General features: G+C 60.5%; 15 protein-coding genes. 9 read left to right on the top strand and 6 right to left on the bottom strand.

The features are described from left to right. The first annotated feature begins 116 nt into the window (after positions 1-116). A complete protein-coding gene (locus ACJ8PI_RS09000; protein WP_004930650.1) occupies positions 117-419 on the top strand; it encodes a LapA family protein in 303 nt (100 codons plus the stop codon). 6 nt (positions 420-425) lie between these two features. Continuing rightward, positions 426-1,598 (top strand): lipopolysaccharide assembly protein LapB, encoded by a 1,173-nt coding sequence (lapB, locus tag ACJ8PI_RS08995; protein ID WP_033634721.1) that lies wholly within the window; start codon positions 426-428, stop codon positions 1,596-1,598. Positions 1,599-1,657: 59 nt separating this feature from the next. Here lapB and ACJ8PI_RS08990 read toward each other — a convergent pair whose 3' ends face one another. Both ACJ8PI_RS08990 and bhsA read right to left on the bottom strand, forming a co-directional pair. Then, positions 1,658-1,957, bottom strand: coding sequence for an Arc family DNA-binding protein (locus tag ACJ8PI_RS08990; RefSeq protein WP_033653022.1), 300 nt, complete (start codon positions 1,955-1,957; stop codon positions 1,658-1,660). A gap of 172 nt (positions 1,958-2,129) precedes the next feature. Then, positions 2,130-2,390 (bottom strand): multiple stress resistance protein BhsA, encoded by a 261-nt coding sequence (gene bhsA / locus ACJ8PI_RS08985; RefSeq protein ID WP_033634720.1) that lies wholly within the window; start codon positions 2,388-2,390, stop codon positions 2,130-2,132. Positions 2,391-2,719: 329 nt separating this feature from the next. On the opposite strand from bhsA, the gene pyrF reads away from it, so the two are divergent. Together pyrF and yciH are read left to right on the top strand one after the other, a co-directional pair. Beyond that, the gene (gene pyrF, locus ACJ8PI_RS08980; RefSeq protein ID WP_049232982.1) at positions 2,720-3,448 is read left to right on the top strand and encodes an orotidine-5'-phosphate decarboxylase; all 729 of its coding nucleotides are present in this window, start codon (positions 2,720-2,722) and stop codon (positions 3,446-3,448) included. A gap of 10 nt (positions 3,449-3,458) precedes the next feature. Beyond that, the gene (gene yciH, locus ACJ8PI_RS08975; RefSeq protein ID WP_033647552.1) at positions 3,459-3,785 is read left to right on the top strand and encodes a stress response translation initiation inhibitor YciH; all 327 of its coding nucleotides are present in this window, start codon (positions 3,459-3,461) and stop codon (positions 3,783-3,785) included. 190 nt (positions 3,786-3,975) lie between these two features. On the opposite strand, the gene osmB is transcribed toward yciH, so the two are convergent. The 4 genes from osmB to ACJ8PI_RS08955 all read right to left on the bottom strand — a co-directional run bounded on the left by osmB (position 3,976) and on the right by ACJ8PI_RS08955 (position 8,599). Then, positions 3,976-4,194 (bottom strand): osmotically-inducible lipoprotein OsmB, encoded by a 219-nt coding sequence (osmB, locus tag ACJ8PI_RS08970; protein WP_004945176.1) that lies wholly within the window; start codon positions 4,192-4,194, stop codon positions 3,976-3,978. Between the two features lie 271 nt (positions 4,195-4,465). Continuing rightward, on the bottom strand, positions 4,466-5,212 hold the full coding sequence (locus ACJ8PI_RS08965; protein ID WP_033647550.1) for a DeoR/GlpR family DNA-binding transcription regulator: 747 nt from the start codon (positions 5,210-5,212) through the stop codon (positions 4,466-4,468). A 50-nt stretch (positions 5,213-5,262) separates the two neighbouring features. Beyond that, entirely contained in the window at positions 5,263-7,695 is a 2,433-nt protein-coding gene (locus tag ACJ8PI_RS08960; RefSeq protein ID WP_164134178.1) for a formate C-acetyltransferase/glycerol dehydratase family glycyl radical enzyme, read from the bottom strand. A gap of 4 nt (positions 7,696-7,699) precedes the next feature. After that, positions 7,700-8,599, bottom strand: coding sequence for a glycyl-radical enzyme activating protein (locus ACJ8PI_RS08955; RefSeq protein ID WP_060452607.1), 900 nt, complete (start codon positions 8,597-8,599; stop codon positions 7,700-7,702). Positions 8,600-8,748: 149 nt separating this feature from the next. Between ACJ8PI_RS08955 and fsa the strand changes: the two genes are divergently transcribed. The 5 genes from fsa (at position 8,749) to ACJ8PI_RS08930 (ending at position 24,370) form a co-directional block, all read left to right on the top strand. Next, entirely contained in the window at positions 8,749-9,414 is a 666-nt protein-coding gene (gene fsa / locus ACJ8PI_RS08950; protein WP_033647546.1) for a fructose-6-phosphate aldolase, read from the top strand. Positions 9,415-9,682: 268 nt separating this feature from the next. Then, a complete protein-coding gene (locus ACJ8PI_RS08945) occupies positions 9,683-11,404 on the top strand; it encodes a ShlB/FhaC/HecB family hemolysin secretion/activation protein (RefSeq protein WP_164134179.1) in 1,722 nt (573 codons plus the stop codon). 67 nt (positions 11,405-11,471) lie between these two features. After that, entirely contained in the window at positions 11,472-22,454 is a 10,983-nt protein-coding gene (locus ACJ8PI_RS08940; RefSeq protein WP_239509772.1) for a hemagglutinin repeat-containing protein, read from the top strand. Then, positions 22,439-22,930 carry an immunity 42 family protein gene (locus ACJ8PI_RS08935; RefSeq protein WP_239509773.1) on the top strand — a complete coding sequence of 164 codons (492 nt, stop codon included), beginning with the start codon at positions 22,439-22,441 and terminating at the stop codon, positions 22,928-22,930. The genes ACJ8PI_RS08940 and ACJ8PI_RS08935 overlap by 16 nt, the downstream gene beginning before the upstream one ends. A gap of 261 nt (positions 22,931-23,191) precedes the next feature. Next, positions 23,192-24,370 carry a VENN motif pre-toxin domain-containing protein gene (locus ACJ8PI_RS08930; protein WP_239509774.1) on the top strand — a complete coding sequence of 393 codons (1,179 nt, stop codon included), beginning with the start codon at positions 23,192-23,194 and terminating at the stop codon, positions 24,368-24,370. The last annotated feature ends 59 nt before the right edge of the window (positions 24,371-24,429 follow it).

Genomic DNA, 24,429 nt, shown 5'->3' with positions numbered 1-24,429 from the left:
GTGGTTTTATCGTGCCGCAGGGTTTCCCTGCCGCAGTGGGAAATGCTAACTTAAGGGTTAGGGACGCCACGTTTTGGCATCGTTCATCCGATTCACTCGGCATCGCGGGAAAGAATGTGAAATATTTGCTGATTTTTTTGTTGGTTCTGGTGATCTTCGTGATTTCCGTCACCTTGGGTGCGCATAACGATCAGGTGGTCAATTTCAACTATCTGGTTGCGCAGGGTGACTATCGCGTATCGACCCTGTTGGCCACGCTGTTTGGCGCCGGTTTTGTTCTCGGCTGGATCATTTGCGGCCTGTTTTACCTGCGCACACGCATTGCGTTGGGCCGCGCCGAGCGCAAGATCAAAAGGCTGGAGCTGCAGCTTGAGCAGCCCGCTGAACCGGCGGCTCAGCCCGTTGTCAGCAAGGAATAATCCTCTATGTTAGAACTGCTGTTTCTGTTGCTGCCCGTGGCTGCCGCGTACGGTTGGTACATGGGGCGCAGAAGCGCTCAGCAGGATAAACAGCAAGAAGCCAACCGCCTGTCGCGTGAATACGTGGCAGGGGTGAACTTTCTGCTTTCCAACCAGCAGGACAAGGCGGTCGATCTGTTCCTCGACATGTTGAAAGAGGACAGCAACACCGTTGAAGCCCACCTGACGCTGGGTAACCTGTTCCGTTCGCGCGGCGAAGTCGACCGCGCCATCCGCATCCACCAGGCCTTGATGGAAAGCGCCTCCCTGACCTTTGAACAGCGCCTGCTGGCGGTACAGCAGCTGGGCCGCGACTATATGGCGGCCGGGCTGTACGATCGCGCGGAAGACATGTTCAGCCAGTTGACTGACGAAGCGGATTTTCGCGTATCGGCGCTGCAGCAACTGCTGGTGATCCATCAGGCCACCAGCGATTGGCAAAAAGCGATCGACGTGGCGGAAAAGCTGGTCAAGCTGGGTAAAGAGAAACAGCGCGTCGAGATCGCGCACTTCTATTGCGAACTGGCGCTGCAGGCGATGGGCAGCGACGATCTCGATCGGGCGATGAGCCTGCTCAAACGTGCGGACGCAGCCGATAAACAGTGTGCGCGCGTATCCATCATGTTCGGGCGCATCTACATGGCGCAAAACGACTACGCCAAAGCGGCAGAGTCGCTGCAACGCGTGCTGAGCCAGGATAAAGAGTTGGTCAGCGAAACGCTGCCGATGCTGCAGGAATGCTACACGCATCTGCCGGAACAACAGCACAGCTGGGTTGAATTCCTGAAACGCTGCGTGGAAGAGAACACCGGCGCCACCGCCGATCTGATGCTGGCCGAGATCATCGAACAGCACGAAGGGCGCGACGTGGTGCAGGTCTATATCAACCGCCAGCTGCAGCGCCATCCGACCATGCGCGTGTTTTACCGGCTGATGGATTATCACCTGGCGGACGCCGAAGACGGCCGGGCGAAAGAGAGCCTGCTGCTGTTGCGCGATATGGTCGGCGAGCAAATTCGCACCAAGCCGCGTTACCGCTGCCACAAATGTGGCTTCACTGCGCACTCGCTCTATTGGCATTGCCCGTCGTGCCGAGCCTGGTCATCGGTCAAACCGATTCGCGGTCTGGACGGGCAATAACGCGGCGGTGGGGCAAAACAAAACGGGGCGATAATCGCCCCGTTTTTTTCGTTTGCCGCTTACTTTTTCTTGCCGCCTTTGGCGCCGGTTTTCAACAGCTGGCGCAGTTTCTTCAGTTCTTTCTGGCTCAGCGGCTGTTCAACCTCTTCTTCGGTGCTTTGATTGTCGATCTCGCCGTGGTGCAGCTCATCCGCCTTTTTGGCCGGCTTTTCTGCCTTGGCGGCGGGCGCGTTGAAGCTGTTTTCCAGGCGCTGGCATACTTCCACGCTCAACGAAAATTCGTTTTCAGCGGCGGCGGCGCGGATTTTTTCCTTCAGTTCCAGAGGAATTTTGATGGTAAGTGTCGATATCTCGCTCATTTTGAAAGCCTTTCTGCAGGAAGATGCCTTCAAGCTAAGCCACTGGCGATCGGGTGTCTAGTGTGTAATAAAAATTTAATATTTCTGTAACAAAGAAGGGTGAGGCAAACGCGGGTTTTTTAGGCGAGAAACAGAGGCAGGGCCCGAGCGTGCGGGCCCTGTACCGGAAACATTATTTATAGATGATCGCGGTGCCGCTCAGCATGTTGTTACCGCCGGCGGAGATGATGCGGTAGCTGCCGGCGCCTTGGGCATCGGCTTTAGCGGCCAGTTTTTTCTCCAGGCTGCTGAGGGTGGTCGCATGGCCCGCGGAAACGATGCCGGTGGCGGTCAGGCTGTCAGCCTGTTGGCTGTTGACCGGCTCAGCGGCGAAGGTAGCGAAAGAGGTCAGTGCGATAGCGGTAGCGGCTGCAAAATATTTGATGGTTTTCATAGGTGACTCCAGTCTGTTTATTTAGGAAGGAAGCCATTCGCTTCCGATGTGGTGAATAATAAAGCATCTGCGCCGTTTGAAAATCTGATAATGCTGAGCAAGTTGTTCAAAATGTTTGATTGAGAATTTACGCATCTTTACGACGTTTTACGCTGCGTGGTTTATCGCTGACGCGCTTTTGTTGACGCGCCATGACAAAGGTGAGAGGTAACATGACAGAGCGGCGGTACGCGCTGCGGCTGGGATTTCTGGCCCCCGGCATGTAGAATGCGGCGGTCAGTTTCGCGGGTGAGTACCTGATTATGTCCATTTTACAGAAGGTAGAAGAAATGAAGTCTGAAAATAACACTAATAACAATGACTTAAAATCATCTCCAATCGTTGTGGCGTTAGATTACGCCGATAAGAACGCTGCGCTGGCGTTCGCCGACCGTATCGATCCGCAAGACTGCCGGCTGAAAGTGGGCAAAGAAATGTTCACGCTGTTTGGGCCGCAGCTGGTGCGCGATCTGCACGGGCGCGGTTTCGACGTGTTTCTCGACCTGAAATTTCACGATATTCCCAATACCACCGCGCATGCGGTTGCGGCGGCGGCCGAGCTGGGCGTTTGGATGGTCAACGTCCATGCCAGCGGCGGCGCGCGCATGATGACCGCCGCTAAAGAAGCGCTGCTGCCTTACGGAGCGGATGCGCCGCTGCTGATCGCCGTGACGGTGCTCACCAGCATGGAAGCGGAAGACCTGCGCGGCATTGGCATCGAGGCCAGCCCGGCGGAACACGCCGAGCGCCTGGCGCGCCTGGCCCGCGACTGCGGGCTGGACGGCGTGGTCTGTTCGGCACACGAAGCGCAGCGCCTGAAGGCCGCCTGCGGGCAGGCTTTCCAGCTGGTTACGCCGGGGATCCGCCCTGAAGGCAGCGCGGCGGGCGATCAGCGCCGTATCATGACCCCTGTTCAGGCCCAGGCCGCCGGCGTGGACTACATGGTGATTGGGCGTCCGATCACCCAATCTGCGGATCCGGCCGCGACGCTGCGCGCGATCCGCGCCTCTTTGGCCTGAGGAGGCAATGATGAATGACGATAACAGCCGCCTGGTGTATTCCACGGACACCGGCCGCATCAAGCAGGAAGACGTTAAACCGCAACGCGCCAAGGGCGACGGCATCGTGCGCATCCAGCGTCAGACCAGCGGCCGCAAGGGGAAGGGGGTATGCCTGATCGCCGGCGTCGATCTGGATGATGCCGCGCTCGACAAACTGGCGGCCGAGCTGAAAAAGAAATGCGGTTGCGGCGGTTCGGTGAAAGACGGGATTATCGAGATCCAGGGCGATAAACGCGATCTGCTCAAACAGCTGCTGGAAGCCAAAGGCATGAAGGTCAAACTGGCGGGCGGTTGAGGTGAATCGCCATGCCGCGGTGCAATACTGCGGCATGGCATGAGGTTGTTGCTGCCGGGGGTTAGCCCGTTAACGGCAAAAGAACCATAGACTTAAAGTAAAACAGACCTGAAATCATCGTTATTCTGGTTAATACGTCAAAGCGCCGAGGCGCTTTTGCCAGCCTGTCGGCCGAGGTCTCTCGGTCAGGTTATTTGCCAACCTGGTGACCGATGATGCCCCCTACCGCAGCCCCACCCAGCGTGCCCAGCGCGCTGCCGTCTGTCAGCACTGCGCCGCCGACTGCACCGGCGCCGGCGCCGATAGCGGTGTTGCGATCGCGTTTGGACATGTTGGAACAGGCGCTGAGTGAAAACGCCAGAGTCAGTGCCAGCGCGGCGGTGGCGAAACGTTTATTGATAATCATCATAATGACTTCTCCTTAGCATTGGCTATATGGAAGTGCCCTATAAGTATAGGCGTTAACCATAAATCAGGCCTGCCGTTGATTCCCGTACAGTATCGATATAAAAAAATGGCATTTTTTGTTAACGGCCGAATAATTAGCAAGTTACGGCCCAAAAGGCGCCGAAACTGAGTATAGGTTTCTCGGGAAGGATAAACAGGTAAATAGTCTTAAAATCCCGCTGCGCAAGGGGAAGGCGCGCGGTGTAGCCCGCGCGGTGCGGCAGTGACCTGCGTTATTCGTTAACCAGCTCCACCTGTACGCCCTGGCGTTTCAGCTGATGCTGATACTCCAGCGCCAAGCGCGAATCGGTGATCACCCGGCTGATCTGGCCGGTCTGCGCCAGCGGGTTGGGCTGGATCTGGCCGAATTTGCTCGAGTCCGTCAGCACGATATTCTCCACGCCCTTGGCCAGCACCGCGCTGACCACGTCGGCGCGCATCATGTCGCGGCCGGTAAAGCCGGTTTCGGCCTGAAAGCCGTCAATGCCGATAAACGCCTTGTTGAAATGCACCTGCTGAATGCACAGCCGCGTAAGCGGGCCGACCACGGTCTCGCTTTTCTTCTGGTACATGCCGCCCAGCACAATCACGTCGCAGTCGGTTTCTTTCAGCAGGTTGGCGATGTAGTGGCTGACGGTGATCAGCGTAATGCGCTTGCGCTCGGCGATGTAGCGCGCCAGCAGGGCATTGGCGCTGCCGCTCTCGATGAAGATCGTCTCGCCGTCGTTGACCTGCGCGGCGGCATATTGCGCCAACCGTTGTTTGAGGGTGAAATTGGACATCATGCGGGCGTCGACGTCGTCGCTCTCCAGCGCCACGGCGGAACCGTGTACCCGCTTCAGATAACTGCGCTTTTCCAGCAGGTTGAGATCCTGCCGGATGGTGACTTCCGAGACGCCCGAGGCGCGCGCCAGCTCATTGACGCTGATCCGCCGGCGATCGTTAACCAACTGCAATATGGTCTGTTGTCGTAAATTCATATCGGCCTGATGATGCGGCCGCCAAGGTGCGGCCGCTAAGAGTCAAAGGTTTAAAGAGTATGTTCTGTGCGCGCAATAATATCATCCTGCGCCTCAGGGGATAATGCGGTAAAGAAGGCGGAATAGCCAGCTACGCGAACCACTAAATCACGATATTGGTCAGGGTGTTGCTTCGCCGCCAGCAGCGTTTCGCGCGACACGATATTGTACTGCACATGCCAGCCGCGATAGCTCTCGAAGAAGGTGCGCAACATCAGCATCAGCTTTTCCCGATCGCGCGGGTTGTCCAGCGTCGCTGGGTTCAGCTTTTGGTTGAGCAGCACGCCGCCGAGGATTGCCTCGGTAGGCAACTTGGCGAGCGAATTGAACACCGCGGTCGGCCCCAGGTGGTCGGTGCCGGACGCCGGGCTGGCGCCTTCCGCCAGCGGCTGGTGCGCCTTGCGCCCATCCGGGGTGGCGAGGGTGGCGGCGCCGAAGGGCACGTTGGCCGAGATAGACGAGGTGCCGGCGTAGTAGCCGCCGCCTATCGGCCCGCGGCCGAAGCGGGTGTTGCGATACTGCTTCAGTTCCTCGATGTAGGTTTGGTAGGCGCGCACCAGCAGCCGATCGACCTCGTCCACGTCGTTGCCGTATTTGGGTGCGGCGTTGAGCAGCCGCTGGCGCAGCTGTTCTCCATCCAGCCCGGCGAAGTCGTCGGCCAGCGCCGCCGCCAGCCGCTGCTGGCCGATCGCCCCCTGGTCAAACACCAGTTTGCGCACCGCCGCCAGGCTGTTGCCGAGGTTGGCGATGCCGACCTGCAGGCCGGAAACCCAGTCGTACTTGGCGCCGCCCTGCTTGATGCTTTTGCCGCGTTCGATGCAGTCATCTACCAGCGCGGAACAGAGAATATCGTGGGCGTTCTCCTCCAGCACGCTGTCCACCACGCATTCGATCTCAATTGACTTGCGCGTGTAGTAGCGGATTTGTCGGTCCCAGGCGGCCATCACCTGCTCGAAATCGGCGAAGTTTCCTTTGGACAGCGCCTGTTCCTGCGGCAGGAAAATCTGCCCGGAGGTGGCGTCGCGGCCCTGTTCCAGCGCCGCCAGCAGCACGCGGGCAAAGTTGATGAAGCTCATGCCGGTGCAGCGATAGCCCCATTTGCCGCCGACGGCGGTCTCGATGCAGCCGATGGCGGCATAGTCGTAGGCGTCCTGCGGTTCAACCCCCAGCTTGATGAACTCGGGAATGACGATTTCGTCGTTGTTGAACGCCGGCATGCCGAAGCCGCAGCGGATCACCTGTACGCAGGCGTCGAGGAAATCGGCGCTCATTCCTGCGTGGTAACGCACGCTGAGGTTGGGTTGGGTGGAGCGCAGGTGGCCGCAGGATTCGAGGATGGCGTAGGACAGCGGGTTGACCGCGTCGCACGGCCGGCCGTCGAGCAGTTTTTGGCCGCCGATGGTGACGTTCTGGTACAGCGGGCTGCCGGCGGAGGCCTTGGAGTGCGAGCCGGAGCGGATCTTGTTGACCTCCAGCAGCTTAAGCCAGCAGCTGTGCAGCAGCTCGATGGCGTCTTCCCGCTCCAGGTTCTGCTCCAGCTCGACGTCGCGCCGATACCAGGGATAGAGATATTGGTCGAGGCGGCCGAAGGAAACCGAATGGCCGTTGGATTCGATCTGCAACGTCAGCTGGATGAAATAGCACAGCTGCAGCGCCTGCCAGAAGGTGTGCGGCGGGCGATGGGCGATCAGATCGCAGTTGTCTGCGATGGCCAGCAGCTCGGTGCGCCGCCAGTCGCGGGTTTCGCGCTGCGCCATGTCGCGCGCCAGGTGAGCGAAGCGCAGTATGTGTTCGCTCAGCGCCGCCAGCACGATGTCGATGGCGTTGAGAAACTGCGCTTTATGCAGATCTTCCCACTCGGTCAGGCGCAGGCGGCTGCGGCGCGCGTTCACCTTTTCACGCAGGCCGTCGAGGCCTAGTTCCAGCAGCAGCGGGAAGTTGACCGCCAGGTGGGCGTCGCCGGAGGTCATGTTGCCCTCGGCTTTGATGATGCCGGTGGCGAGCAGCGCCTTCTGTTCGTCGGTAAACATGCCATAGCAGCGATCCTGCACCGTTTGGCCGCGCCACCAGGGGCAAAGACGGTGCAAAATCGCCTTGTTCTCTTCGCTGACCGAGAAGCCGGCGCCCGGCCGGTCGGCCAACTGGTCGATCTCGTTTTCTATCCAGCCGACGGTGTATTCGGGGAAGATCGGCGCGGCGCGCAGCTCGCTGGCCTGGTTGCCGACGATCAGCTCGTCGTTGGCGATCCAGATGCTGCGCTTCGCCAGATGGTTGGCCAGCGCCAGCGCGCGGCGCACCGGCAGCGGCCGATCCTGATGCTGTTGATAGGCCTCGGTATAGTGCTGAGCGCGTTCGGTGCACACCGGCGGTTTGACGATGTGAATCAGCGCGTTCTTATGCGCCTGGATGCGGGCGCTGAGGGTGGTCAAATCCAACGTAGTCATGGCGTTATCCTCGCAAAATGGCGCTCAGGCCTTTGGCGCCGGCATACGCTTCGGCGAAGGCCAGCAGATCGGGCGCGTCCAGCGGCGTGCGGGAGGCGCGGTAAGGTTCGCCGAGCAGGTGATACTTGTTGATGCCCAGCGTGTGGTACGGCAAAAAATGGATTTCCGACACGCCGATCTCGTCGGCGGCGAAGTCGACAATCGCGCGGACAGAATGGCGATCGGCGTTGAAATCGGGGATCAGCGGCACGCGCACGGTCATTGGCACGCCGTGCGCCGCCAGCCGGCGGAAATTGTTCATCACCCGACGGGCGGAGCCGCCGGTCCAGGTGTTGAAACGCGCTTCATCGGTGTGTTTGAGATCGGCCAACAGCAGATCCAGCCAGGGCAACGAAGGGGCGATGTAACGCCACGGAACGTGCAGACAGGATTCGACGGCGGTGTGGATGCCGGCTTCGCGGCCGCGCCGCAGCAGCTCCGCCGCGACCTCCGGCTGCATAAAGGGTTCGCCGCCGGACAGCGTTACACCACCGCCGCTGCGCAGGTAGAAAGGCTTATCCCGCATCACCTCGGCCATGATATCGTCGGGGTTGACCGCGCTGCCGCACAGGCTGAGCGCGCCGGTCGGGCAGGCGGCGGCCAGCGCCGCATAGTCGTCTGCGCTGATGGCTTCGCGCCGCAGCGTCAGCGCGCCCTCGTCACGCTGCAGGCCTTGCGGGCAGCGCTCGGCGCACAGCGTACAGCCGCTCAGGCACAGGCGTTCGTCAAACAGCAGATCCGCGTGGCGCGAGCGGCTTTCGGGGTTCTGGCACCAGCGGCAGCTCAGCGGGCACCCTTTTAAAAAGACCACGCTGCGGATACCGGGGCCGTCATGGGTCGAGTAGCGCTGCAGATTGAAGAACATGAGTCACCCGTTTGGCGTTGCTGAATCTTTCGCCATTAAAAATGTTTCGAATGAAAGTTGGATTGATTTTGGTCAAAGGTTGGCGGGGTTTTTGCCCTATGATGATCAGAGTTTGAATCCGCCCACAGAACATGACACAGGAGTCCGTGATGGAGCTTTATCTCGATACCGCCGATGTGACGGCGGTAAAACGCCTGGCGCGCATTCTGCCGCTGCACGGCGTCACCACCAACCCAAGCATCGTGGCGAAGGAAGGCAAGCCGATCTGGGAAGTGCTGCCCGCGCTGCGCGACGCCCTCGGCGGCACCGGCAAGCTGTTCGCGCAGGTGATGGCGGCCGATGCGGAGCGCATGGTGGCGGAGGCCGCGCTGCTCAGCCAGCGCGTACCGGGGTTGGTGGTCAAGATCCCCGCAACCGCCGAGGGGCTGGCGGCGATCAAGAAGCTTAAAACGATGTCCATCCCGACGCTGGGCACGGCGGTATACGGCGCCGGGCAGGGGCTTCTGGCGGCCTTGGCCGGGGCGGAATACGTGGCGCCTTACGTCAATCGGGTGGACGCGCAGGGCGGCGACGGCATCGAAATGGTGCACGAGCTGCAGCAGCTGCTGAGCCTGCACGCGCCGTCGGCGCAGGTGCTGGCCGCCAGCTTCAAGACGCCGCGCCAGGCGCTGGAATGCCTGTTGGCGGGTTGCCAGGCGATCACGCTGCCGGTGGATGTGGCGGAGCAGTTCCTGAGCGCGCCGGCGGTGCAGGCCGCGGTCGAGAAATTCGAACAGGATTGGCAGGGGGCGTTCGGCAGCAATTTGCTGGGCTGATAGCTGTCCGTCTCGTTTACTGATTCTCCTCCCGATCGACAATTAATTTTAAAGGATGGCGCATCATGGCGTCATCCTCCCGCCGTTTCGCCATTCTTCGCATGCCCGCCGCCTCCCTTATGGTTTTGTGAATCGCAGTGCCATAAAGCTGTTGATTTTTCCCCCCCGAAGCTCATAATTCGCCCCAGAGTAAGTTTATTTACATTAATTTACTTAACTTATGATTTTGACCAAATAAATAACTATAAGTAACGGTGAGGAGCCAAGGATGCGCTCAGATTCAGATACTGCTCGTGCTTTACTTTATTCTATCCGCTGCGGGCTGTCGGGATTATTGATCGGCGTTGTACCCCTGTTTTCCGCTTCGGCGTCTACCAGCGATGGAATGGCGTCCATTGATGCCCGCGAACAGCAGCGCCAGCAGGAGCGCGAGCGCGCCCTGCAACAGCAAAATGCCCCGCAGGCCGATGCGCGCCTTTCCCGTCCCGACGTTGTGCTGCCCGATTACCCAACCAATGAACGCCCTTGCTTCATCATCAATCGGCTAACGTTGGTCGGCGAGTCTGCCGATCGCTTTCAATGGGCGTTGAACGTCGCGGCGGATGCCAGGGGCCGCTGTCTGGGTAGCCAGGGCATTGTGCTTGCCATCAACAAGGTACAAAACGCCATACTGGCCAAGGGCTATGTCACCACACGCGTGATGGCGCAGGAGCAGGACTTGACCACGGGCGTGTTGGCGCTGACGCTGCAGCCGGGGCGTATCGGTGAGATCCGCTTTGAGGAGCCGGTCTCCTGGCGTGGGCGGCTGTGGAACGCTATTCCGGCCTCACGCGGCGATATTCTCAGCCTGCGCGATATCGAACAGGGGCTGGAGAACTTCAGGCGGGTGCCCAGCGCCAATGCCGATATTAAAATCGTACCCGGCGCCGAGGACGGAACCAGTGACCTGCAGGTCAACTGGCACGAAGGGCGCCCGGTGCGGCTCAGCCTGGGGCTGGACGACAGCGGCTCCAAAAGTACCGGGCGTTATCTCGGTTCGGCCACTCTGGCTATCGATGCGCCGTTTGTACAGAATGACCTGTTTTACGCCAACATCGGCAAGGATGTGTTTCAGCACGGGCCGTTCGGCAACCGTTCACATACGCTGAACTACTTTTTCCCGGTGGGATATTGGGCTTTCTCGGCCAATTACAACGACTACACCTATCACCAGAACATCCCCAACGCCAATGAGGTGCTGCGCTACAGCGGCAAGAGCGACAACATTCAGTTGACCGTCTCCCGGTTGCTGTACCGCGACCAGTCGCACAAGTTAACGCTCAACCTGCGCGGCTACCGCAAGCACTCGACTAACGCCGTGGACAACGTTGATATTGTGTCGCAAAAACGTCGGACCGCCGGCTGGGAGCTGGGGCTGAATCAGCGCAGCTACTTCGGTACCACTACGCTGGACGCCAATATCAACTGGCGCCGCGGCACCGGCGCATTCAATGCCCTGCCTGCCCCGGAAGAGTCGCGTCATGAAGGCAGCGCACGTACCGGCATTTTGCTCGGCGACCTAGGCATCAATCAGCCGTTCTCCTGGGGCGATCAGCCCTGGCGGGTGTATACCAGCGTAAGGGGGCAGTGGAGCCCGAACGCGCTGACGCCGCAGGAGCGGATGGCCATTGCCGGGCGTTACACGGTGCGTGGCTTTGACGGCGAACAGATGCTGTCCGGCGAAAAGGGCCTGCTATGGCGCAATGAAATCGCCTGGAACGTGTTTTCTCGCGGGCATGAATTGTATCTGGCCGCCGACTACGGCCGGGTGGACGGCCCAAACACCCGCCACTTGGTTGGCCATCAATTGGCGGGCAGCGCGCTCGGCGTGCGCGGCGCGCTGTGGGGGCGATTCAGCTATGACCTGTTTGCCGGCGTTCCGCTCTACAAGCCTGCGGGGTTCCATACCTCCGGCGCGACCGCGGGTTTTAGCGTAAATCTGGAAATCTGAACATCGCGATACCGGCAGCGTTGCTGCACTGACCTGAACGGACTGACTTTTCTCACGGATGTGACCTATGAACAAACATTGCTATCGCCTTATCTTCAGCCGCACCCACGGGGAGTTGCGGGTGGTGTCCGAACTGGCCCGCAGCTGCAGCAGCGAGCCGGGGCAGCGCATCGGTTCAGGAATAACAGGTGGAAGTCGTCTGTGGGTCACCGTGCGTCGGTCAGTGTGGCTGCTTGGGCTGTTGATGTTCGCCGGCCCCGTCATGGCAGACGGCATTGTCGCGGACGGCGGTGCCAATCCTTCCCAGCGGCCGGAGGTCATCACTACCCAGAACGGCTTGCCGCAGGTCAACATCACCGCCCCCAACCAGGCTGGGGTCTCACATAATCAGTATCAGCAGTTCGACGTCGACGCCAAAGGCGCCATCCTCAACAACTCGGCGGTGATGACCGCGACCCAGATGGCCGGGATGATCCAGGGTAACCCTAATCTCAATCCCAATTCCGCGCCGGCTCGCGTCATCCTCAATGAAGTCAACAGCAACAATCCCAGCCAGCTGCGCGGTTTTATGGAAGTGGCCGGCGGCAAGGCGCAGGTGATTGTGGCCAACCCCGCCGGCATTGTCTGCAACGGCTGCGGCACCATCAACGCTGGGCGCATGACGCTGACCACCGGCAAACCGCAACTGAACGCCGATGGCAGCGTGGCGGGCTACCAGGTCGAGCGCGGCGTGGTGCGCATCGAGGGCGGTGGGCTCAACGGCGATACCCGTCATGATACCGAGTACGTCGACATTCTGGCGCGCGCGGTGGAGGTCAACGCCGGCGTCTGGGCTAAAGAAGGCGTGTCGGTGGTGGCCGGTCGTAACCGCGTGAGCGCGGACGGCAAAACCGCCGCGCCGCTTTCGGACGACGGCAGTGCCAGGCCTGAGCTTGCCATCGACATGGGGCAGATGGGTGGCATGTACAGCGGCAGTATCCGCATGATCGGCACCGAAGCCGGCGTCGGCGTGCGTAACCAGGGCGGACAGGTCCGGGCGGGCAAAACGCTCACCGTGAGCAGCGAAGGCAAGCTCAGTTGGCGCTCTGATGCGCCGGATGCGGCCACCCAGGCCGGCGGCGATATTCAATTGGCGGCAAAAGGCGACATCGAGACGCACGGCAAAGTGTACAGCGGTGGGCAACTGGCCATAGAGAGTCGCGAGGGAATGTTGACGCAGTCCGGTACGCTGGCGGCGGCCGGGAATGTGCACCTGAACGCCGCGCGCGGCATCCAAAGCAGCGGCCACCTGCTGGCGGGCAGTAATGTCGAAAGCGCGCTGGTCCATGATGCCAATCTGCAGCTTGATAGCCAGGGCGATATCCGCGCCAGTGGCAGTCTGCTCGGTAAAAAGAACGTCAACGCGTCCGGGCGGCGGGTGGATATCAGCGGCGCGCAGGTTGCGGCCGGCCGCACCGCGCTGGCGGCCCGCGAGGGCGGCGTGGCCTTGCGCCAGTCCACCGTAGACAGCGGTGAGCTGGCCGTGAGCACGAAGGGAAATGTGGATGCGCAGCAGGCCAGGGTCAAGGCCGGGCGCTGGGCGGTCGATGCTGACAGCCTGTTCAACCAACAGGCTACCTGGTCTCAGACCGGTGACGGTGAGAGCCGTTTCACCCTGGCAGGCGCACTGGATAACAGTGACGGCACCATCGAGACGCAGAGCCTCCGGCTTTCGTCCGGCCGGCTGGTCAATCAGCGCGGTCGCCTGGTGGCGTTGGGGGAAACGGCGCAGCACTGGCGAGTGGGTGGCCTGCTCGACAATGGCGGTGGCACGATGGGCAGCAACGGAGCTCTTCGCCTCGACGCCGGTCGCCTCGATAACCAGCGCGGCACGATAAAAACCCAGGCGGGGTTCACGCTCCATGCTGATGGCGCGGTGAATAATGCCGGCGGCAACCTGCTGGCCGGGAACGGCCTGAGGCTTGAGGCAGGTAGCGATCTGAATAACCAGTCCGGCACCCTGAGCGGCGATGACGTGCGTCTGGCGGTACAACGGCTGGATAACGCGCAGGGGCAGGTCATCGGCCAGGGAAATCTCGAAATGACGGCCGGCCGCCTGGATAACCAACGCGGCCTGATTGGCGCCGGCAAGGCGCTGAATGTGCACGCCGGCGACTGGGACAACCGTGGCGGCACGGCGCAAGGTGAAACGGCCGTCACGGCAACGGCGAGCAATCTCAACAACGACGGCGGTAAGCTGCTTTCAGGCCATACATCAACCCTGAAGACCTCGGGCAACGCCACCAACCGCGGCGGTGAAATCAGTGCTACGGTGCTGACGGTGCAGTCTGACCGTCTCGACAACAAGCAGGGCAAGGTGATTGGCCGACAACGGCTTAACCTGCATGCCCGTCAGGGGCTGGACAACACGCAGGGGCTGCTGGGCGCCGATGAGATGCTGACGGTGAGCAGTGAGGGCGAGCTGAGCAATCATCACGGTAGGGTGCAGGGGAATGGGCAAACCACGGTGTCAGCGCGAGACATCCACAACGAGGCCGGCAAGCTGCTGGGCGGGCAGAGACTCTCTCTCACTGCGTCGGGCGTGCTTGGCAACCGCGAGGGGGAAATCAGCGGCGAGTCGCTCACGCTAACGGCGCAGCGCCTCGATAACGCTCAGGGCAAGGTGGTCGCCAGGCAGGATGCGAACCTGACGGCGAAGCAAGGGTTGAGCAACGCCGCCGGCTGGCTTGAAGGCGGCAGCGCACTCGCCGTCAACACCGATGGCGATTGGGACAATCAGGGCGGCACCGCACAAGGTGGCCGGCAGGTCACCGCCAACGCGCAGTCGCTCGACAATACCGGCGGGCGGCTGCAGTCCGGCGGAGGCCTGACGCTGGATGCGACAGGCAATATCCTCAACCGTTCCGGCAAACTGACCGCGCAGCAGGCCCTTGCCGTTAACGGCGGAGCAGCCAGCCTGTTCGATAATGACGGCGGCTCCCTGCAGAGCGGCGGCGATCTGTCTCTGCAGGGAGGCCAGTTGACCAACCGCGCCGCAGGGGTGGTGCTGGGCGGCCAGGCGCTTTCTCTGAATCTGGCGGGGGGCTGGGATAACCAAAACGGCACCTTGACCGGCAATGGCCGCACGCAGGTGCGCGCCGCCAGTCTGCTCAATGCTCAGGGCGCCATCAACGCGCTGGATAGCCTGGACATGCAGTTCACCGGCAAACTGGATAACCGCCAGGGGCGAGTTTTCAGTCAATCGTCTCAGGTGTTGCAGGCACAGGATATCGTCAACACGCAGGGCTGGATGGGCAGCCTGGGGAGCTGGCGGGCCATCAGCGGCGGTTTTGACAATACGCAGGGCAGCGTACAGAGTCGGCAGGAAACACAGCTTACGGCTGACTGGTTGGATAACGCCCGGGGCGTGATGCAATCGGCGCAAAACCTGGCGCTGCGCATCAAACAGGATATCGATAACCGCAGCGGTAAGGTCTCGGCGCAGGGGCAACTGACCGTACAAGGGGCCGCTGACGGCGAGCACGCCGGCGCCATCAATAACACCGGCGGCGAATGGCTGGCGGGCCAGGCGCTGACTATCGCCGCCCGCAGCCTTGATAACGTCCAGGCGGGGCAACTCTACAGCCAGAAGCAGCTGCGGCTCAATTTGAACGGCGGGCTGGACAACCGCGGCGGGAAAATACAGGGCGGCGATGCGCTGACGTTTGATGCGCAGGCGCTGAATAATGCCGGCGGGACGATAGACGGCCAGCAACGCGTGGCGCTGCGCATTCTTGGTTTGCTGGAAAATACCGGCGGTGCAGTGCGCAGCAATGGCGGGCAAGAGGTGTCGGCCGCCGGTATCAATAATACACGCGGCGTACTCAGCAGCCGCGGCGGCATCACGGTGGCATCAAAGCAACTGGATAATACCGGTGGTACGCTCATCAGTCAGGGGGCGGGCACCTACCGACTCGACCGGCTTAACAATCAGCATGGCAAGGTGCACAGCGGCGACGCGCTCACGCTTGAGGGGGCGCAGGTCAACAACCGGGGTGGGCAATTAGTGTCAACCCAGGGGCTGGCGCTCAAGGCCGGGACGCTCGATAACAGCGGTCAGGGCACGCTCAGCAGCCAGGCGGAACTGGATGTGCAGGCCGAGCGCCTGAACAATCGCGATGGCGGGTTGATACTGGGCACCACGCGCACCGATATCACCTCTCGTGATATCGACAATACCGCAGGCCGCCTGCAGAGTAGCGGCCAGATGACCCTCTCGGGGGTAACGCAGCTGGACAACCGCCAGGGGCGGATCCTGGCCAACGGCAACCTCAATATCAATACTGACCGGTCACGGACCGACTCGCCGCTGGCGCTGCTCAACCAGGGCGGGCGAGTGGAGAGCGCCGGGCAACTTACCTTGCATGCGCGTACCTTGGATAATCAGAACGGTACCCTGCTGGGGCTGCAGGCGTTGACGCTGTCCGCGCAGCAGGACTACATCCATCAGGCCGGCGAAACGATCAGCAGTAACGGTACGGTGACGTTCTCTCTGAGCGGCGCCTTTACCAACCTGGCGGATTGGTTGCTGCCCGGCAAGCTGGCGCTCCATGCTGCCAGCATCACCAATCCGGCGGCGCTGGTGGGCAAAACGCTGCAGCTGACGACCGGAGCCTTGCAAAACACCGGGCGTCTTGAGGCGGACAGCATGACGCTGAACGTCGATACCCTGGACAACGCCGCGGCGCTGATGGGCGACGACATCACCGTGAACGGGCGCATTATCGACAACCACGGTGCGCCTGCGGTGATGGCGGCGACCCACAGCCTGACGGTGCAGGCCGGTGAGCGGCTGACCAACCGGGAGGGCGCGCTGATTTACAGCGCCGACCGTCTGCACCTGCACAGCGATGACCTGATTGAAAACCGGGCCAGCTTTATCGAAGCGGACGGTGACGCCACCGTGGAAGCGCGTCGCCTGAACAACCTGCGCGAAGGGCTGGTGATTGAGCGTAACGCCGAGAAGAGCGACTACAAATGGCACCGCTACAACTACTACTGGCGCTCCTACGGTTCAAAGGTCAATCCCGATAAAAGCACCATGGCACCGACCACCCAGCAGCTGACCTATCAGGATGACGCGGCGGCGCAAACCAACCGCTACGGCACACTGCTGGCCATTGATGCGGCGGGCAAGCGCGCACAGGTACGGGTCAAGGACAATAAGGGCCAATTGACCGACCTGTGGGTCAACTACCTGGCGCTCAAGCCGAATGCCGATGGCAGCTATGCGATGACGTTCTATGAAACGCGTGGGGGCAATCAGCTGGCGACCATCCCGACGCCTTATCAAAACGGCTTCCATTGGGAGCACGACTGGACGCAGGTGATGACCTGGGATCCCGAAAAGCATGTCGATATCGACAGCGCGCCGTTCATCACCGATTACAACAACTTCCGCGAACGTACCGAGAGCGGCACGGTGACGCGCGATAAGCTGGTGAGTGAGGGGATCGGCGCGCGTATTCTGGCCGGCGGCAACATGGTGCTGCGCATCACGGGAACGTTGCTCAATGACGCCAGCGTCATTACGGCCAACGGCAATCTGACGCAGGACGGCGGCGGCAGCGTGGACAACCGCGGTTACTCGGTTAACGAGCGGCGTCAGGCGGCTATCGTTGACCATTATGACAAGGACACGCATCACTGGTATCCCACGTTCAATCGGGACGAAACCACGGCGCTGGCGACCGTTGACGGGCTGATCACCGGCAATGGCACGGTCACCATCAACGGAGCCCGCATCACCAACACCACGGTCAATCAGGCGCAAATCAGTCAACTTGATGCGGCGTTAAAGGCGGTGGATGCCGAACGCGCCGAGCTTGAGCGCAATCCGCTGGCCTTCACGGTAGAGGGCGCTGCCCGACCTGACGGCGATACGACGCTGGCGCCGGGTGAGCAAATGACAAGACCGGGCGCCACGCCGTCCTCGCCGCTGGGGCGCCCACTGCTGCCGTCTGAGCTGGCGCTGACGCAGTTACAGCATCTGGGCAATGTGGCCACCGCCATCCCCAATAACGGCTTGTTTAGTCAACATACGGCGACCGGCAGCCCGTTCCTGGTGGTAACCGATGAACGCTTTACCCGCCGCGACAACTTTATCAGCAGCGACTACATGCTCGAGCGCGTAGGGTATGACCCCGCGCAGGCCCATAAGCGCCTGGGGGACGGCTTTTACGAGCAGCGTCTGGTGCGTGAGCAGGTGCTGGCGCTGACCGGTAAACCGTCCGTCAAGGGCTGGGATGCGATGGAGCAGTACCAGCAACTGATGAACAACGGCAGCAAAGTCGCCCAGGACTTCCATCTGGTGCCGGGCGTGGCGTTGACGCCGGAGCAGATTGCGGCGCTGCAACAGGATATCGTCTGGCTGGTGAGCGAGACGGTGCAAACGGAAGGCGGCCCGCAAACGGTATGGGTGCCGAAGGTGTACCTGGCACAGACTACGCTGCGCCTGACCGGCGATGGCGCGCTAATTGGCGGCGGCGACCTGCAACTCTCGGCAAACAGCATCACCAATGCCGGCAACCTGTTTGCCGAAAAAGCCCTGACGGTTGACGCCGGGCAGTTCCTGCATCAGGGCGGCGACGTCAGGGCAGGCAGCATTGACGTGCAGGCAGACAGTCTGGCCATGAGCACTAACTTGCAGGACGCGCTGCGCCAGGCGACCATGAGCGCCGGCGACATTCGCCTGCGCGGCACCGATATCACGCTCACGGGGGCGAAACTGGATGCGACCGATACGCTCAGCCTGAGCGCGCGTAACGATCTGACCATCACCGCCGCGAAAAGCAGCCATACCGCCGATCTTGAGGTTATCTCCGGTTCAATGGGTAACCGCACCCGCGGCGGCACGGAAGCGGCAGGCTCCCGGATGGCGCACGTCAGCGGCGAATGGCAGCAGGCTCTGGGGAGTGAGCTTAACGCCGGCGGCAACCTCACGCTCGATGCCGGGCGAGACGTCACGTTCACGGGCAGCCAGGCCAGCGCCGCCGGCAGCACCCGCGTGCAGGCCGGTGGCGATATCAACATCAGGGCCGAAAGCACCACCAACACCACGCACCTGGACGCCAACAGCCGTACTTCATCAGTCAGCAACGACCGCCAGGAAGAGCGCCTGACAGTAAGCGCACTCGGCGGAGACCAGGGCGTCACCCTGGTGGCGGGCAACCGCCTGTTGGCCGAAGGCGCGCAGATTGACAGTAAAGAGGGGCGTATTGGCGTCAGCGCGCGGGACGTGAGCATTAAAGACGCGCGTACCCGCACGCAGGACCAGGACAGCGAAAACAAACGCGAAGGCAAAACCAAGAGCCATCGCGAAGAGCAAACCGAGCGCGAAATCAGCACCGGCAGCACCTTCAGCGGGCGCGAGGGTGTGAGCGTGATCGGGCGTGAAGGCGACGTCACGGTTACCGGCAGCACCCTGCACAGCGACCAGGGCGCTATCGCCCTGCAGGCGAAAAATGATGTGATCCTTAACCACACCACCGACAGCGAGCATCGCGTCTCCAACGAGGAAAGTCGCGGCCGGAAAACTAAAGGTGAGCGCGCCGAAGAAGTCCTGCGGGAAAACGTGGTGGGCAGCACCCTCAGCGGACAGGGCGGCGTCACGGTGGTAGCGCAGGACGGCAGCATCATCGCCACGGCAAGCGCCCTGCACAGCGAACAGGGCGCCATCGCCCTGCAGGCGAAGCAGGATGTGACCCTCAATACCGCCACCGAACGCGAGTCAGCCCTCAGTGAAGAGCGGTCACAGAAAAAAGGTTTCCTGAAAAAAAGCAGCAGCCACAGCGTAGCGCATGACGCCACCACACGCGAGAAAGGCAGCCTGCTCAGCGGCAACAGCGTCAGCGTCAGCGCCGGCAACGATCTGACGGTCACCGGCTCGGCCATTGCCGCCGACCAGGACGTGAACCTGCAGGCAGGCCGTAACGTCGACATCGGCGCGGCCACCGAGAGCGACACGCATTACCGGCTGGAAGAGAAGAAAAAAAGCGGCCTGCTGGGCAGCGGCGGCATCGGCTTCACCATTGGCAAACAGTCGAGCAAACATGAAATCGACGAGAAAGGCCGGACCCAAAGCCAAAGCTTCAGCACCGTCGGCAGCAGCCAGGGCAGCGTCAACATCACGGCGGGCAACCAACTGCACATCGGCGGCGCCGATCTGGTGGCGGGCAAGGATCTGGCTCTTACCGGCGACAGCGTGACTATCGATCCCGGCGTTGATGCGCGCACGCGTAAAGAGACCTACGAGCAGAAGCAGAGCGGCCTAAGCGTGGCATTATCGGGCACCGTGGGCGGCGCGCTCAACACCGCCGTCAGCTCGGCACAGCAGGCGCGAAAAGAAGGCGATGGGCGCCTGACCGCGCTGCAAAACACCAAGGCGGCGCTGTCCGGCGTGCAGGCTGCACAGGCCTGGGAGCGGGATAATGCGCTGACCGCCTCGGCGGAGGCGAAAAACGCCGCTGCCGGCTTGCAGCCGGGAGACGAAGGTGCAGCGCAGGGCGCCACCAATACGGTGGGTATCAGCGCCTCCTACGGCAGCCAATCGTCGAAAAGCGAAACCCGCACCGACAGCCGCCAGTCGCAGGGCAGCACGCTCACCGCCGGGCAAAACCTGTCGATAACGGCGAGCGGCAAGAACCACAACGCGCAAAGTGGCGATATCGTCGTCACCGGCAGCCAGCTGAAAGCGGGCAAAGATCTGTCGCTCGATGCGGCGCGGGACATTACCCTGCAGTCGGCGCAGAACCGCGAAAGCACCGTCGGCAAAAACAGCAGCAAAGGCGGCAACGTCGGTGTCGGCATCGGCGCAGGCTCTGGCGGTTATGGCATCAGCGTCTCGGCCGGCGTCAATGCCGGCAAGGGGCATGAGAACGGCAACGGCCTGACGCATGCCGAAACCACCCTGGATGCCGGCAGTAATCTCAAGGTGACCAGCGGCCGCGACACCCGGCTTACCGGCGCGCAGGCCAGCGGAGAAAAAGTCACCGTCGACGTGGGCCGTAACCTGGCGCTGGAAAGCCAGCAGGACAGCGACCGCTATGATGCCAGGCAGACCCAGATGAGCGGCGGGATCAGCGTGCCGATCGGCGCCGGCAGCGGCTCGGCGAATTTTAGCGCCAGCAAGGACAAACTGCACAGCAACTTCGACTCGGTAAAAGAGCAGACCGGGCTGTTTGCCGGCCAAGGCGGGTATGACGTCAAGGTCAAAGAACATACCCAGCTCGACGGCGCCGTTATTGCAAGCCAAGCTGACAAGGAGAAAAACCGCCTCGATACCGGCACGCTGGGCTGGACGGACATCCACAACCAGGCGGACTACAGCGCGACACACAGCGGCGGCAGCTTCAGCACCGGTGGGCCGGTGGGCAAAGAACTGCTGACCAACATGGCCGGCGGCACGCTGTCGGGCGCCAACCACAGCGGGCACGCCGAGGGCACGACAAAGGCCGCCGTCAGTGAAGGTACGCTGATAGTCCGCGACACCGGCAAACAGCAGCAGGATGTCGCACAGCTTAACCGGGATACGGATAACGCCAACGACGGCAGCATCAGCCCGATATTCAACAAGGAGAAGGAGCAGAACCGGCTCAAGCAGGCGCAGTTGATTGGGGAGATTGGCGGCCAGGCGATGGACGTCATCCGCACGCAGGGCGATATCGCCGGGCTGAAGGCGCAGAAAGACCCGGCGGCGCTGGCGCAGGCCAGGGAGCAGCTTGAGAAGAACGGCAAACCGACGAACGATGCGGCGGTGATGAAGCAGGCGTACGACAACGCGATGCGGCAATACGGCACCGGCAGCGACCTGCAGAAGGCGGCGCAGGCGGTGACGGGCGCGCTGACGGCGCTGGCGGGCAATAACCTGGCGGGCGCGCTGGCGAGCGGCGCCTCGCCGTACCTGGCGACGGAAATCAAGAAACTGACCACCAATCCGCTGACCGGTGAAGTCGACGTTGCTGCCAACACAATGGCGCACGCTGTACTGGGGGCGGTGACGGCGCAGTTGAACAACCAGTCAGCCGCGGCAGGGGGACTGGGCGCGGGGGGCGGTGAACTGGCGGCGCGCTACATTGCCGGCCAGCTGTTCCCGGGCAAAACGAAAGAGCAGCTGAGCGAAAGCGAGAAGCAGCAGGTGAGCGCGCTGAGCCAGTTGGCCGCAGGGCTTGCAGGCGGGCTGGCGACGGGGGATACTGCGGGAGCGGTAACCGGAGGTCAGGCCGGGAAGAATGCGGTGGAGAATAACTATCTGAGCAGTAAGCAGATAGATGCTTGGTCGGCAGAAATGAAATCCTGCCAGGCTGGCGGTGGTGACTGTACTGGGATCATTAAAAAGTACGAAGAACTGAGTACCGCCCAGCAGCAACAGCTAATCAGCGATTGTGCAAGCAGCCCAACAACCTGTCAGAAGAAGTACGGTGAGGTCCTGGCGGACAGTCTGGCAGTGAAGCAGGCTATAGATCGTGCCTTGGGTGAAGATATCCCGATCAAGGTGGTCTATGATCTGACGGCGACCTGGGCGCACCAGATGGATGCCGACGGGGTTATTGCCAGCAATAAAGTGTCAGAGCAGATCATGGCAAAATACGGCCTTGATCAGGCTCAGGCCGATATTATTGCGGGCGTGGCGTTAAGTGCGCTGGGCGGGGTAAGTAAGGCTGGTAAAGGTAGCGCTATCCCTGTGCCTGAACCAGTGAAAACGAGCAATGGGTTTGTTTATCAGTCAAACTCTAAGCATACCCTTGGAGGGGTAGGCAATAGACCTAATGCCGGAATTGAGCCTAAAAATTCACTGTTTCTTTTTGAAAATTCAGTGCCGTTGACAATAAAAGGTAAAGAGCATAAGGCTCGTTACACAATAGACAGTAATGGTGATATACACAGATTTTCTCCTGATAATACAGGAGGTTTTCACTGGTCAGGTAGTACGGCGGATCCAAAAAATAAACTTGAATTACCGAATGACGTTAGGGCTGCTTTAAGAAAACAGGAAGGGTGGAAAATAAAATGATTGTTGGAAATGCTTTGGAAATAGGTATTCAGCTAGAGTATGTGCTTGAATTGACTTCCCCAAGCGGTCTTTTCAATTTTATTGTTGGCGATACCTTAATTCCTGGGAAAGGGACGGTTACGGATCTTTATGTTGTTATATCTTCATTAAAAGATAGTCTGAATAGTCAATTAGGTGATGGGGTAAGGGATATTGGAAATATCTCTTTGGCTGACTTGGATTTCTCTGATGGTGCACCAGAGAATGTGATCTGGCTTGATGTTTGTGAACTGTCGGACTATGGGTGCGTGTTCTGGTTGGGTTTTGATGGTGATTTTGAACGATTTTTTTACTCGACTGATTTCGAAAAAACAATCCAAGAAAAAACCTTTCCAAGAGGGACTGTTGAAACGTTAATTAATAGTTTGCCAGATGCTCATAATCTTAGAATCAATAGAGTTAATGACCAAACAATAATAACGGAGGTTATTGTTTGATTTTTTATAAGTCATGATTAAGCGGTAGTGATTGCTTCTACGCCCTGAACTATCATTACTGTAACTAAATAAAATCGGGTACAGCGGTGGGCTGAACTTGTTGTATGTCGGTGATTTCGGCTTCGATAAGCCAATGGCGCGCAGCTGAACCGGGATACCGAGCATGCCAACGACGGCAGCATCAGCCCGATATTCAACAAGGAGAAGGAGCAAAACCGGCTCAAGCAGGCCCAGCTTATCGGCGAGATTGGCGGCCAGGCGATGGACGTCATCCGCACGCAGGGGGATATCGCCGGGCTGAAGGCACAGAAAGACCCGGCGGCGCTGGCGCAGGCCAGGGAGCAACTGGAGAAGAGCGGCAAACCGACGAACGATGCGGCGGTGATGCAGCAGGCATACGACAACGCGATGCGGCAATACGGCACTGGCAGCGACCTGCAGAAGGCGGCGCTGACGGCGCTGGCGGGCAATAACCTGGCGGGGGCGCTGGCAAGCGGCGCCTCACCGTACCTGGCGACGGAAATCAAGAAACTGACCACCAATTCGCTGACCGGTGAAGTAGACGTTGCCGCCAATGCGATGGCGCACGCGGTGCTGGGGGCGGTGACGGCGCAGCTGAACAACCAGTCGGCCGCAGCAGGGGGACTGGGCGCGGGCGGCGGTGAACTGGCGGCGAGGGTTATTGCGGACAAACTGTTCCATGCCGATACGCCAGAGAAGATAGCGCAACTGAGCGAAAGCGAGAAACAGCAGGTTAGCGCACTAAGCCAATTGGCCTCAGGACTTGCCGGTGGCTTGGTGAAGGGCGATACTGCGGGAGCGGTAATCGGAGGTCAGGCCGGGAAGAATGCGGTGGAGAATAACGCGCTGAGTGATCTTGTTGACGCTGTATCTCAGGGTAAGACACCTCAGCAGGTAGCCGAAGAACGTGTCGACGCAGAGAACGAACGTTATAAGCAGCAAAACTGTGCCGGAATGAGCGCGGAAGCGTGCTCGGTGAAGATGTATACTGAGCGCCGGGAAGAACTGAAAGATATCCTGTCGACAGGTGCAGATTTTGTGCCGGTGGTTGGGGATATCAAGAGCTTTGCGGAAGCGCAGAGTGCGCTGGATTACTTGGTAGCGGCGATAGGGATTATACCGGGTGCGGGTGATGCCGCGGGCAAAGCGATCAAGGCGGCAGAGACAGCGCTGAAGAAAGGGGATGTTGCTGAAGCGTCCAGGCTGATTAACAAGGCCAGTGATGAAGTATCTGCCACTCTCCCAATGGGAAGTAAGCGCAATCCGATGAATCAGCCAAGTAACCCATCTTATCAACCTGTAAGGAATCAGCCGGGTACGATCAGAAATCGAGAATATTCAGGGCACGCCTTAGACAGAATGCAGGATCGAGGAATAACGCCTTCTGTTGTTGAGAATACCATTAAAAATGGAAAATAGACTCCTAGCCGAGGCGGAACAACAGTACACTTTGATCCTGAGAGTAAAGTATCCGTAGT

It is taken from the genome of Serratia sp. CY82433 (assembly GCF_052166535.1).
GTDB lineage: Bacteria > Pseudomonadota > Gammaproteobacteria > Enterobacterales > Enterobacteriaceae > Serratia > Serratia sarumanii.
This window is presented reverse-complemented; position numbering and strand designations above follow the sequence as displayed.